We start from the raw sequence: 13633 nt of genomic DNA, 5'->3' as shown, positions 1-13633 counted from the left end.
GGTAGGGGTTTCCGTTGGGGTGGGGGTTTCCGTTGGGGTAGGGGTTTCCGTTGGGGTAGGGGTTTCCAGTGGTTCTAAAGCCACATTTAAACTATAATTAGCCTTGGACTCTGTGCTAGATAAACCCAATTGAATAATATATCTGCCATTATCAGGCAATATTCCCTCATGGGAAGTAGATTGTTGATATTGAGTATTAATTATTTCACCATTAGGATTAAAAATCCTCATGACAATACCACTATCTTCGTTTACAGATACAGTTAATTTTTCCCCAGCTTTAGCCTCCAAAGTATATTGAATTAAATCATTTTTCCTGATCACTCCCCCGACTTCTACCGTGTTTGAATTGTCTAATTTCAGACTTTGGCGAATAATAACAGGTTCACTATTGGTATCTGTATATTTAGGGCTTGGTGTTAATGTGTTACCACTAGGAATAACGGGAGAAGGAAAGGATTGTGGCGTTGTTATAATTTCCGGTGCAGAACGCGGCTGATTTTTCAGTGAACTTACGAATTTCCAAGAACCAAACCCTGCTGAAATAATCACAATAAAACCAATTACTCCCAACACCAAAGGATGATCTAAAATAGACGCACTTTGACTAGAAGATGAAATTTCTGGCTGTTGAGGTATTTTTGATCTAGATTCAGGACGATTACCGACAGCGATAGTTTGCAGGTAAGATAGATTATTAGGGGCAGGTGCGTTCCCATGGCCTACATTTAGCAGTGCTTGAGTAACATCAGTAGCACTTTGATAACGGTCTCCCGGCTTATGAGACAACATTCGCTGGAGAATCTCAGCAAATCCTGGTGTCACATTCACGCATATTTGCCAATTCCATTTCAGTTGTTGTTCATCAAATAAATCCCCTGGTTCTTTCCCAGTCAACAAAACTATGGCCGTCACAGCCAACGCATATAAATCACTACTAGGATATACCCTACCCGTTTGCATTTGCTCACTAGGCGCGTAACCTAATTTTCCCACAGTTGTCACTGAACTAGGGCTGGAAGACTGTAATTTAGTAGCTAATTCCTTGACTACGCCAAAGTCAATTAATACAGGTAAGGAATCGCTTTCCCGTAAAATAACGTTTTCTGGAGAGATGTCACGATGAATAATTCCTTGACTGTGAATATAGCTGAGAACAGGCAATAAAAAGCGTAGTAAATGTAATACTTCTATCTCTGTAAAAGCTGTTCCAAGCTTTTGGCGTTCGTTCAGTAAATGGCGGTAGGTTTTACCAACTACGAAATCTTGTACCAAAAACAATCTTTCATTTTGGGCAAATTTTTCTCGAAACTTGGGAACTTGTGGATGCTGTATTTGATACAATATAGCAGCCTCGCGCTCAAATAACTCCTGTTCCTTGCCTCCAGTAGATGTTTCCATAACTGGAGCAATTAACTCTTTGAGAACACAAAGCTCATTAAAGCGTCTTTGGTCTTCTGCCAGATAGGTTCTACCAAATCCCCCTTGTCCAATAATATGGATAATGTGGTAACGATTTTGGAGAATAGTACCAACTGTAATCGGTGATTGCATGGTCTATTAATTGAATATAATAGCTACTGATCTAGAACTTAGCAAAAACATCATCTATCCACAACACAAGCTCAAGTGTCTCAATTGTGGCTTTTTGTAAATTTCCTCAGCTAACCTGCCTAGCCTCAGCTAACCTGCCTAGAAGGAAGTGTATACTAGAAATAAGTTTTGCATTATTCTATTCTTGTATTCTGCCTTTAGTCAGGATGCGTCGAACATAGTAACAGCTATAATTGGAGGTGACGAAATCAAGCATTATAGCAACAACAGTCAAAATGGCTGTTTAATCCCTATATGATCAGGTTTTTCGGCAACCAGCCAATTTTGCTAGGTTTTTCTGATTTATAACATAAATATTTAATCTTCAATTACTAGTTTATTAATTGGTGACAAGTATCATAAAATAATTGTTTGCACATTAGTTGCTTTTAATGATAGGCGTTGTACCACCCTAGAGCTAACGTGAAGATCACTATTATTTGTTTACTCAATTTCAGTTAAATTTGCTCAATCTCCAATGATACTATGAATGTACTTCGAGAATCTGCTGTGCTGAGTTCTGCAACCTTACCAGTCCAACCAATGACAACCGGACTGCCCGACAATAATCGTTTGCGATTGTTTTCTGGTTCTGCTAATATGGTATTATCCCAAGAGGTGGCTCGTTATCTGGGAATGGACTTGGGTCCGATGATTCGCAAAAGATTTGCGGACGGTGAACTGTATGTTCAAATCCAAGAGTCAATTCGCGGTTGTGATGTCTACTTAATTCAACCATGTTGTCAACCCGTTAATGACCATTTAATGGAATTACTAATCATGATAGATGCCTGTCGTCGGGCTTCTGCAAGACAGATAACAGCAGTAATTCCCTATTATGGTTATGCTCGCGCTGACAGAAAAACAGCAGGAAGAGAATCAATCACTGCTAAGTTGGTTGCTAACTTGATCACTGAGGCTGGTACTAACCGAGTTCTGGCTATGGATTTGCACGCAGCACAAATTCAAGGATATTTTGATATCCCCTTTGATCATGTCTATGGTTCACCAGTGATCCTAGATTATCTCATTAGCAAAGAACTACAGGATATTGTTGTTGTTTCCCCGGACGTGGGTGGAGTAGCACGAGCCAGAGCATTTGCCAAAAAGTTAAATGACGCTCCACTGGCAATTATTGACAAACGCCGTCAGGCTCATAATGTCGCCGAAGTATTAAATATCATTGGTGATGTCAAAGGTAAAACTGCCATCTTAGTAGATGACATGATTGATACTGGTGGTACGATTACTGAAGGAGCTAAGTTACTGCGTCAAGAAGGAGCAAGTCAGGTATATGCCTGTGCTACTCATGCTGTATTTTCACCACCAGCAATTGAAAGGTTATCCAGTGGGGTATTTGAGGAAGTCATAGTCACTAATACTATTCCCATTCCTGAAAACAATCGTTTCCCCCAATTGGTGACGCTTTCAGTCGCTAATCTACTTGGGGAAGCAATTTGGCGCATTCACGAAGATACCTCACTCAGTAGTTTATTTCGTTAACTAATAATCATAGCAGGGAATAGAGGCAAGAAGCAAACTGATGAAGAATGAAAGTTTTCGTTCTTCATTTTTGATCATCATCATATTTGTGGCAATTACGCTATAATTATTAAAGGTTCGTTACAGAATTGGCAAAATGTCCCCACTTCTGTTAAAAGATCCCAACCCCAGACCTCTTCCTCTAAAAACCCTAAAGTTTACCACAACCATTTATGACGCTCCCAATTCGTAACGTCGCCATTATCGCCCACGTTGACCATGGTAAGACCACCCTAGTTGATGCTCTCCTCAAACAGTCCGGCATTTTCCGCGAAGGCGAAGACGTTCCGGATTGTGTCATGGACTCAAACGCTTTGGAGCGGGAACGAGGCATTACTATTCTTTCTAAAAATACAGCGGTTCGCTACAAAGAGACTCTAATCAATATTGTTGATACCCCTGGCCACGCTGACTTCGGTGGGGAAGTAGAGCGGGTTCTCGGTATGGTGGACGGTTGTTTACTCATTGTTGATGCCAATGAAGGTCCAATGCCCCAAACCCGCTTTGTCCTTAAAAAAGCTTTGGAAAAAGGTCTGCGGCCTATTGTCGTCATTAACAAAATTGACCGTGGACAAGCAGACCCCCACGTTGCTGTGGACAAGGTTTTGGATCTGTTCTTAGAATTAGGGGCGGATGAAGACCAATGTGACTTTAAATATCTATTTGCCTCTGGGATGGCAGGTTTCGCTAAAGAAAGTTTAGAAGCGGCATCAGTAGATATGCAGCCTCTATTTGATGCGGTTCTCCGCCATGTCCCCGCACCTGTGGGAGACCCTAATAAACCTCTGCAACTGCAAGTTACTACTCTCGATTATTCTGAATATTTAGGACGAATTATCATTGGTAAAATCCACAATGGTACTATCCGCGCCGGACAACAAGCGGCTCTAGTAACAGAAAGTGGTAATATTGTCAAAGGTAAAATTACTAAATTAATGGGATTTGAAGGTTTAAGACGGGTAGATATGGAAGAAGCTACCCCAGGTTATATTGTAGCAGTTGCTGGTTTTGCTGATGCTTACATTGGTGAAACTATTACAGATCCTAATGAACCCCTGGCTTTACCCTTAATTAAGGTAGATGAACCAACTTTACAAATGACCTTCTGGGTGAATGATTCCCCTTTTGCAGGTCAAGAGGGTAAACTGGTAACATCTCGCCAAATACGCGATCGCTTATTCCGGGAATTAGAAACTAATGTGGCATTGCGCGTTGAAGAAACGGACTCTCCTGATAAATTTTTAGTTTCCGGTCGTGGTGAATTACACTTAGGGATATTAATAGAAACCATGCGCCGTGAGGGTTTTGAATTTCAAGTATCTCAACCGCAGGTAATTTATCGTACAGTCAACGGTCAGCCTTGCGAACCTTTTGAACTTCTGGCTTTAGACGTTCCCGCCGATGCAGTTGGTAGCTGTATCGAACGGTTGGGACAACGAAAAGCGGAAATGCAAGATATGCAGCCCGGTGGTGGAGACCGCACCCAATTAGAATTTATCGTTCCTGCCCGTGGTTTAATTGGTTTCCGAGGTGAATTCATGCGCATGACTCGCGGTGAAGGGATCATGAACCATAGCTTCCTTGATTATCGTCCACTTTCTGGTGATATTGAAGCCCGCAACAAAGGCGTTTTAATCTCTTTTGAAGAAGGTGTTTCTACCTTCTACGCCATGAAAAACTGTGAAGATAGAGGCGCATTCTTTATCAGTCCTGGAACTAAGGTTTACAGAGGTATGATTATTGGTGAACATAATCGTCCCCAAGACCTAGAATTGAACGTTTGTAAAACCAAGCAGTTAACTAACCATCGCGCGGCTGGTGGTGATGAACTTGTGCAGTTACAAGCACCCATAGACATGAGTTTGGAACGAGCGTTAGAATACATTGCTCAAGATGAATTGGTGGAGGTGACACCAGAATCTATTCGTCTTCGCAAAATGTCCAAGAAATTGGTTAAACGCTAATATCTGTAGGAGTGGGGTTTTCCCACTCTGATTAATTAATTCAGAAAGATAAGTTTTTCTAATACCCACTTTTATAAAATTTGCATTTTTGCAATAGTCAGTTGCTATTCTCAATATTATTGAGAATATTATCAATAATTTTACGGAAATAGGTTTTTTCAGCCATTGATATTGACATAGTATTTTTTTCTGCTATTATTTAGTTATGATCCAAGGGGGTTATATTTTTATTTTTTTTTATTTTTGATTCTGACTCTGTGTATGGAGAATTTTAAATGTATTTTATATAACCACTCCAGACACAGAAAAAAGAGGTTAAAAGGTAAAACTAAATATTTATATCCTTTAAAGCTAAACGAATTTGCTCTAAGCGGGTGCGGTTGACACCAAAATCAGAATCTCCAACACGAGATGAGGAACGGATATGAATTAACGACTCATTGCTAGGGAAATAAAACTCTAGATCATCAACAAATTTGAAAATGCGGCTTTTAGAAATAGCATGAATATAATCATCTGCTTGTTCTATAACTTCTGTGCGGGGAACAACAGTGAGAACTTTTAACAAGGTTTCTCTAGCTTTATCTCGCGCTACATGATAAGTAATGGGTTGAATACTGTGTTTAGTATCAGCATTTTGACTAACAACACAGTTAGGAGAAGTTGGACAAGGTTTCAAAAAACCTGACTCCACTCCCAAACTAGAAGCCCAACTAGTCCCAGGAACTATTAAAATCATCGTCAGAGCTAGAAATACCGAAAAAATAATATTTTGTAGTCGGTTGATATTTGTTGAATTGGACATTATTTATTTGATGTTATGTGCTATTACTTCAGGTATTTTATTAGCTGGAGATAGATTTTGGCAAGTTACAGCGATTTTCAGGTAAATAAACCACATTTTAAAGTCTCACGCAAAGGCGCAAAGTCGCAAAGGAAGAAAGGAATATAAAACAAAAGTGTGGTACAAGTACATTAAAATTGCTGTAAGCAAATTTAAATTTTCACGATTTTACTAGCTTTGGGATGTATTCTCTCGCTTTTTTTAATAAGGCACAGCAGGAGTTTATCACTAGTGTTATGGTTTGTCAATTTTTCACAATTCAATGTTCAGTTTGTCTGCTTTGTCGGGAATGTATGGGTAATTTCGGTCTTGGACGAAATCCTTCTTATATCGGATACAGGAATAGGTTTGAAACTGCGCTGGAATAGGAAATGGTATAAGTATATTAATACTGAACCCTGATTTGGTTTCAGACAATATGAGTGTATTTGGGGAGAAATATGAAAAAATATTCATATTTACGGTGACAAAAAAGATAATATAAGTTTAATTAAAGTACCATTGGAGTTTTTCGTAAAACTCATAAGTTTTTTAAATACTTTTTCTGAAAAAAATCCCACTATCATGTTTATCGAGAATATAGCTAGGTCATTCTCAATAATATTGAGAATATTATCAATAATTGAACGAAGTTACTAGGGTATTGACCTCTTGACTTTTTGTGCTATTATTGAGGTGTATAATCCAAGGGGTTTTTATATTTAAAATCAAGCTTTGATCTTTATTTATCTTCATTCTGACTTTGATGATCACTTAGGTTCGTCCATGGATACGCTTGTAATATCTTTAATGTAGGGGTGAGAAATTGCCCCTACATTGCTAAGAATGTTTCTAGAATTGTGAGTTATTTCACAGCAGCTAATTCCTTGTTAAAGAAAGCTTGTAAAACTGTTGCTGCAATTTGGTCACCAGTCAAGCCTAATTCTGTGTAAGATTGGTCAGGTGTGGCATGATCTACCAAAATATCAGGTACACCAATTCGCTTGACAGGAACTAGAATATCAGCATCAAGTAAAGCTTCAGCTACCGCAGAACCAAAACCCCCCATTAAACAGCCTTCTTCCAAAGTGACAACCCGGCCAATTTGTTTAGCCAATGGTAAAATCAAATCGGTATCTAAAGGTTTGACAAAGCGGGCATTAATTACAGTAGCTTCAATGCCATGTTCACTGAGGATTTGGGCTGCTTGCATTCCTGGATAAACCATTGTACCATAGCCAACGATTAAAACATCGTCACCTTGACGGATAATTTCCCCCTTACCGATTTCCAAAGCTTCCCAACCTTCTTCCATTAAAGGGACACCGTGACCATTACCACGGGGGAAGCGCATAGAAATAGGTCCATCTGTGTAGTTAATGCCAGTAACCACCATCCGTTGTAATTCTGCTTCGTCCTTGGGAGCCATTACCACCATATTGGGAATACAACGTAGATAAGCAATATCATACATACCTTGGTGGGTTGGACCATCAGCACCAACAATACCTGCCCGATCTAAACAGAAGAACACGGGTAAGTTTTGAATACAAACATCGTGAATAATCTGGTCATAAGCACGTTGTAGGAAAGTGGAATAGATAGCAGCGACGGGACGCATACCTTCACAAGCTAAACCCGCAGCTAAAGTCACAGCGTGTTGTTCCGCAATTCCCACATCAATATATTGATGAGGTAGTTTAGCTTGTAGCTTATCTAAACCCGTACCAGTAGCCATTGCGGCTGTGATACCGACGATTTGGGGATTTTGTTCCGCTAATTTAACTAGGGTGTGAGAAAAGACCTTAGCGTAAGCAGGGGGTTTAGGTTTACTAGAAGGAATTGCTTTACCAGTAGCCAAATTAAAGGGAGTTTGGGCATGATAGCCTACTTGATCTTTTTCCGCGAGTTCATAGCCTTTACCCTTAGTTGTGACTACGTGAACCAAAACAGGACCAGTAATTTGATGTGCTTGTTGGAATGTAGTAATTAACTCCTCTAAATTATGTCCGTCAACTGGACCCATGTAGGTAAAACCCAATTCTTCAAAAACCGCACCTACTTTAGGAACTGCTAAACGCTTCATTCCTTCTTTAATGCGTTCTAGTTCTGGGGAAAGAGACTCACCGACAAAAGGAAGATGTTTTAACTGTTCTTCAATACCATCAGCGAGAAACTGCACTGGTGGACTCAGACGCATTTTATTGAGATAACGAGGAATTGCACCCACATTGGGAGAAATAGACATCTCATTGTCGTTAAGAACCACCAGCAGATTAGTTTTTGGCAGGTGGCCAGCGTGGTTAATAGCTTCTAGCGCCATACCTCCAGTTAAAGCACCGTCACCAATGACAGCAACGGCTTTAAATTTTTCTCCTTTCAGGTCGCGGGCTAAAGCCATACCCAAGGCAGCGGAAATACTTGTAGAAGCGTGTCCTGCACCAAAATGATCAAATTTGTTCTCGCAGCGTTTAAGATAACCTGCAACGCCGTCTTTTTGGCGGAGAGTGTCGAAGTTGCTGTAGCGTCCGGTGATTAGTTTGTGAGGATAAGCTTGATGACCGACATCCCATATTACCTTATCCCGGTCTAAATCTAAGGTTTGGTAAAGTCCTAGCGTTAATTCTACCACGCCCAAACCAGGACCCAAATGCCCACCAAAGGCGGCTACGGTTTGTAAATGCTTCTCACGAATTTGACGAGCAATTTGCTCTAACTGTCGAATTGACAAACCATGCAACTGGTTAGGATGGGTGATTTCACTCAAGTGCATATTATCAGCTTTTCCTCTCTAACTCTTCTTTTGGCATAATTTTATTTTCCCACTTCCGGTGGACTCTAAAATCTGACTGTCATGAATGTTGTTATATAAGTATAACTTTTGTGCGTTTTTAATAGTTATGTATCTATAAGCGTAATAAACCCAGTCAACCCGGAAAACCGTAGATTTTCGGAATCAGGGAAAAATCCGCCAAAAAAGTTGTAGAATGGGCTTTTTAAACTTGTAATTCCCTCCGGCAGTAGTAAGGATGTGGTTAAAGCAGAGAAAAACTAGCTTTTTCCTGACGTGATGACAACGGGTACGACAGGACTCGAACCTGTGACCGTCCGCTTAGAAGGCGGATGCTCTATCCAACTGAGCTACGTACCCACGAAGCCTTCACAATTATATCTAATATTCTCGAAATAGGCAAGAGCAAATTTAAAATTTCCGGATTCCAGTCAGAAGATGCAAGTGATTGGTGAGTTGAGGTACACTAGGAAACAAAATAGATACGATATTCAGATATATTGTGATGTTAAGGAGTAATTGCCTATGAATATAATATAAATGCAACTCCAGAATTTTACTCTGGTTTTGTATCCAGGTTAATGGCAAATTATCTTTCTCAACTAATTAAGTAATTATACCCTATGGTAATGCTACTAAAGAAAACTACATATTCTTTATCAACAAAGCCCTTGTGAGGAGTATTCTAACTGTTTATGGGCGTGTGGTTCGAGTCCATAGTTCTAGAATACGAAGTATCATTGAGTATTCAACGCCAAGACCGTGGACGCAAACAAACTTAACAAATTTTGGTGTCTACCGTGAGAAAACTAACAGATTCTGACAAACAAGAAATTCTCAAGTTATATCGAGAAAGTGCGGAAACAACTTCCACTTTAGCAGAACGCTATGGTGTGAGCAATTCCACAATTAGCAGACTGCTCAAAAGTACCTTACCAGAAGAAGATTACGAATATCTCGTATCTTTAAAACGCGCTGCTAGAACCCCTGAGGGTAGAGCGCAGGTAAGTTACGATCAATTACCGCTGTTGAACCAACCAATATTGCTATCAGCAGCGTCTACCGGCTTGAGCAGTGATGAGGAGTTATCAACACCAGAACCGGAAAAGTTGATCATAGCAGCAAAAGTAGATGGTAATCCTGATTTTTCTGAAGATATTCCGGCTAATAAGCGGGTAAAAACACGCTCCTCAGCGGTAGAACAACCCCAACCTCCGGTCATAAAAGAATCCCCAGTTGTCAAAGACCCAGAAATTGTCAGACATAAACCCACAGAAACGCCAATTATTCCCAAGCCTAAGTTGGAGGTGGAAACTCGACGTTCACAGCCAAGTCTGTTTGCGGAAATTTTGGATGAAGATTTGCTGGATGAACCTGATGATTTAGATGATGATGATTTAGATGATGATTTGTATGATGAGGAAGACGACTTTGAAGACGAAGACTATGAAGCTCCCAAACCTCTAGTAACTAGACGCAAAAACGGAGAAGCATCTGTTCAAGTTTTACCACTTTCAGTTGCTAATTTACCAAAAACCTGCTATTTAGTAATTGACCGCTCTGCGGAATTAATTACTCGGCCACTCAAGGATTTTGGTGATTTAGGTCTGATTCCCAGTCTGGAAAATCAACAGAAAACTCTACCCATTTTTGATAATCATAGAGTAGCCAAACGCTTTTCGACAAAGCGCGATCGCGTTATCAAAGTTCCTGACAGTCAAGTTCTTCATAAAGCTAGTAATCATCTACAAGCTAAGGGAATTACGCGACTGTTAATTGATGGTCAGGTTTACTCATTGTCCTTAGTTTAAAGGCAATGGTGATATTTGCTGGTTGGAGTAGTTTTCTACTCTAACCGCTGCTTGATAAAACCACCGACAAACTATATTCAGCAAGCTGGCCTCTCATCATGTTAAAATCAAAATAATATTCATAATTCCGACCGAAATTAAGTAGTTTAATTAGCCTAATAAGTGCTATTAATTGCCTAACTTCGGTTTCATCTACCGCTTTATTCAGAAACGTATCTACCGTAATGGTTAACTCTGCTGCTTCTTTTGTTACTAACCGTAAACCTTCCAAAGTAGAAGGTATCAAAGAAAATAGTAACTTTTTGCGTGAACCCGTGGCTACTGAAATCCTTCAGGATACCACCCACTTTAGTGAAGACGCAATTCAGATTCTCAAGTTCCATGGTTCTTATCAACAAGATAACCGTGATAACCGCGTCAAGGGACAGGAAAAAGATTACCAAATGATGCTGCGGACAAAAAGTCCCGGTGGGTTAATACCACCACAGCTATATTTAGCCTTGGATAAATTGGCCGATGAATATGGTAATCATACCCTCAGAGCTACCACTCGCCAAGGTTTTCAATTACATGGTATCTTAAAAAAGAACCTGAAAGCGGCGATCGCTACAATTATCCAAAATCTTGGTTCAACTTTGGGTGCTTGTGGTGACATTAACCGCAACGTTATGGCTCCTCCAGCCCCCTTTAAAAATCGCTCAGAATACCAATACGCTTGGGAATATGCCCAAAATATCGCTGATTTGCTTTCTCCCCAAACTGGTGCTTATTATGAAATTTGGTTAGATGGGGAAAAAGCCATTAGCGCCGAAGAACATCCAGATGTCAAAGCAGCGCGACAAAGTAACGGTAATGGTACTATATTTCATGATTCCGTAGAACCTATCTATGGAACTCATTATATGCCCCGGAAATTTAAAGTTTGCGTGACAGTTCCTGGGGATAATTCCGTTGATTTATATTCCCAAGACTTGACCCTGGTAGTAATTACCAATAAAAAAGGTGCATTAGCAGGATTTAATATTTTCGCTGGTGGTGGTTTGGGTAGAACCCATAACAAAGAGGAAACCTTTGCTAGAATTGCTGATCCCATTGGCTACGTAGGCAAAAATGATGTATATAATCTGGTGAAAGCCATAATTGCTACACAGCGAGATTATGGTGATCGCACGGACAGACGACACGCGAGATTAAAATACTTAATCAATGATTGGGGTGTAGATAAATTCCGCACTAAGGTAGAAGAATACTTTGGTAAACCACTTGAACCATTTAAACCGCTGATTCAGTTTAAATATAAAGACTTTCTGGGCTGGAATGAACAAGGGGATGGTAAGCTGTTTGTAGGTATTTCCATTGATAACGGCCGTGTAAAAGATGATGATAAATTGCAACTCAAAACCGCTTTGCGGACAATTGTTGAACAATTTAATCTGCCTATTCGCTTAACAGGTAATCAAAACCTGATTTTTTACGATATTGCACCGGAGGATCAGGAAGCCATTCAAGAGATTCTCGACCGCTGTGGCGTTGTAGCCGACCCCAGCCAAATAGCAGCATTAACCCGCTATGCTATGGCTTGTCCAGCTTTACCTACCTGCGGTTTAGCAATTACAGAATCAGAACGAGCCATTCCCGAAATTTTAACAAGAATCCGGGCTTTATTAGATCAACTGGGTTTACAAAAAGACCATTTTGTGGTAAGAATGACAGGATGCCCTAACGGTTGCGCTCGTCCTTATATGGCAGAATTGGGTTTTGTGGGTAGTGGTGTAGAATCTTATCAAGTCTGGTTAGGTGGTTCACCAAATCAAACTCGGTTAGCCCAGCCTTTTGTGGAAAAACTGCATCACAATGATATTGAAAGTTTCCTAGAACCGATTTTTGTCTTCTTTAAAAAATCCCGGACACCCAAAGAAAGTTTTGGCGATTTTTGTCACAGAATGGGTTTTGATGCTATTAGGGAATTTGTGGCTAATTACACACCAGGAGAGCCTACCAGTAGCGGTAAATCACGTCATAGAGTAAGTCTGCGAGATGATTTTTATCAGCAACTTAGGGAAACTGCTGAAAAACAAGGGCGACCGATGACTGATTTAGTACATGAAGCCTTGGAGAAGTATTTCCAAGGTTCATAATTAGATATTCTCACGCAAAGATGCAAATTTTTGCGTGAGATGATACTAATGATGGTATGGTTTTTATTGCAGAGATGCTAAAATTCAGCAGCAAGGAAAGATATATGCAAAAACTCCTAATTACGGGTGTTAGCGGTTTTTTAGGTTGGCATCTTTGCCAATTAGCAAAAGGAGAATGGGAAGTTTATGGTACATATTATAGCCATTTTTTAGAAATACCTGATATCAAAATGGTGAAGGTGAATTTGACTAACTTCCAGGAATTAAAAGACCTATTTAATCATATCAAACCCGATGCAGTAATTCACGCAGCAGCCCAATCTCAACCTAATTATTGTCAAATAAATCCCCAGGAATCCTATAAAATCAATGTTACAGCATCTTGTGATCTGGCTGGACTTTGTGCTGATAATTCCCTACCTTTAGCTTTTACCTCCACTGACTTGGTTTTTGATGGTTTAAATGCACCTTACAGAGAAATAGATAAAGTTTCACCTGTGAACATTTACGGTGAGCAAAAAGTTGCGGCTGAAGCAGGGATATTAAAAGTATATCCCCAAGCAGCTATTTGTCGAATGCCGTTAATGTTTGGTAAAGAAACACCAACAGCAAAAAGTTTTATTCAGCAATTTATGCAAGTATTGAAAGAGGGAAAAGAACTCAATTTATTTATAGATGAATTTCGCACTCCAGTTAGTGCAAATACAGCCACTAAAGGGCTATTTTTAGCTTTAAAAAAGGTGCATGGGATTATTCATTTAGGTGGAAAAGAGAGAATTTCTCGTTATGATTTTGGGAGAATATTAGCTGAAATCTGGCAATTTCCTGATGATCAATTAAAATCCTGTTTTCAAGAAGATGTGAAAATGGCAGCACCTAGACCAAAAGATGTTTCTTTAGATAGTTCAAAGGCTTTTGCTTTAGGTTATCATCCATTATCCGTGCGCGAGGAATTACAAATATTAAAATCA

8 protein-coding genes and 1 tRNA gene are annotated in these 13633 nt (G+C 39.8%); 5 read left to right on the top strand and 4 right to left on the bottom strand.

Annotated elements, in window-relative coordinates:
• Positions 1-1554: serine/threonine-protein kinase (locus ACIR131C_RS0117425; protein WP_028091235.1), on the bottom strand; the 1554-nt coding region annotated here is incomplete at its 3' end.
• A gap of 525 nt (positions 1555-2079) precedes the next feature.
• Here ACIR131C_RS0117425 and ACIR131C_RS0117420 point away from each other — a divergent pair.
• Together ACIR131C_RS0117420 and typA are read left to right on the top strand one after the other, a co-directional pair.
• Positions 2080-3096, top strand: coding sequence for a ribose-phosphate pyrophosphokinase (locus ACIR131C_RS0117420; protein ID WP_028091234.1), 1017 nt, complete (start codon positions 2080-2082; stop codon positions 3094-3096).
• Positions 3097-3308: 212 nt separating this feature from the next.
• The gene (typA, locus tag ACIR131C_RS0117415; RefSeq protein ID WP_028091233.1) at positions 3309-5099 is read left to right on the top strand and encodes a translational GTPase TypA; all 1791 of its coding nucleotides are present in this window, start codon (positions 3309-3311) and stop codon (positions 5097-5099) included.
• A 328-nt stretch (positions 5100-5427) separates the two neighbouring features.
• On the opposite strand, the gene ACIR131C_RS0117410 is transcribed toward typA, so the two are convergent.
• The 3 genes from ACIR131C_RS0117410 to ACIR131C_RS0117400 all read right to left on the bottom strand — a co-directional run bounded on the left by ACIR131C_RS0117410 (position 5428) and on the right by ACIR131C_RS0117400 (position 9073).
• Entirely contained in the window at positions 5428-5904 is a 477-nt protein-coding gene (locus ACIR131C_RS0117410; protein ID WP_028091232.1) for a DUF1499 domain-containing protein, read from the bottom strand.
• 883 nt (positions 5905-6787) lie between these two features.
• A complete protein-coding gene (dxs, locus tag ACIR131C_RS0117405) occupies positions 6788-8695 on the bottom strand; it encodes a 1-deoxy-D-xylulose-5-phosphate synthase (RefSeq protein ID WP_028091231.1) in 1908 nt (635 codons plus the stop codon).
• A 304-nt stretch (positions 8696-8999) separates the two neighbouring features.
• A tRNA-Arg gene (locus ACIR131C_RS0117400) sits at positions 9000-9073 on the bottom strand.
• Positions 9074-9513: 440 nt separating this feature from the next.
• Between ACIR131C_RS0117400 and ACIR131C_RS26210 the strand changes: the two genes are divergently transcribed.
• The 3 genes from ACIR131C_RS26210 to ACIR131C_RS0117385 all read left to right on the top strand — a co-directional run.
• Positions 9514-10524, top strand: a complete 1011-nt coding sequence (locus ACIR131C_RS26210) for a helix-turn-helix domain-containing protein (protein WP_028091230.1) — start codon at positions 9514-9516, stop codon at positions 10522-10524.
• Between the two features lie 224 nt (positions 10525-10748).
• Positions 10749-12662, top strand: coding sequence for a sulfite reductase, ferredoxin dependent (gene sir, locus ACIR131C_RS0117390; protein WP_028091229.1), 1914 nt, complete (start codon positions 10749-10751; stop codon positions 12660-12662).
• 104 nt (positions 12663-12766) lie between these two features.
• Positions 12767-13633 (top strand): SDR family oxidoreductase (locus tag ACIR131C_RS0117385; protein WP_028091228.1); only part of this gene is annotated, 867 nt, incomplete at its 3' end.

The organism is Dolichospermum circinale AWQC131C (assembly GCF_000426905.1).
Taxonomy (GTDB): Bacteria; Cyanobacteriota; Cyanobacteriia; order Cyanobacteriales; family Nostocaceae; genus Dolichospermum; species Dolichospermum circinale.
Note: the sequence above shows the minus strand (reverse complement) of the source record. Positions and strands in the feature narration are given on the sequence as shown.

Excerpts from the sequence above, each read along its gene's own strand:
- ACIR131C_RS0117420 (WP_028091234.1), top strand. The coding sequence starts at position 2,080 with ATGAATGTACTTCGAGAATCTGCTGTGCTGAGTTCTGCAACCTTACCA.
- typA (WP_028091233.1), top strand. The coding sequence starts at position 3,309 with ATGACGCTCCCAATTCGTAACGTCGCCATTATCGCCCACGTTGACCAT.
- ACIR131C_RS0117410 (WP_028091232.1), bottom strand. The coding sequence starts at position 5,904 with ATGTCCAATTCAACAAATATCAACCGACTACAAAATATTATTTTTTCG.
- dxs (WP_028091231.1), bottom strand. The coding sequence starts at position 8,695 with ATGCACTTGAGTGAAATCACCCATCCTAACCAGTTGCATGGTTTGTCA.
- sir (WP_028091229.1), top strand. The coding sequence starts at position 10,749 with ATGGTTAACTCTGCTGCTTCTTTTGTTACTAACCGTAAACCTTCCAAA.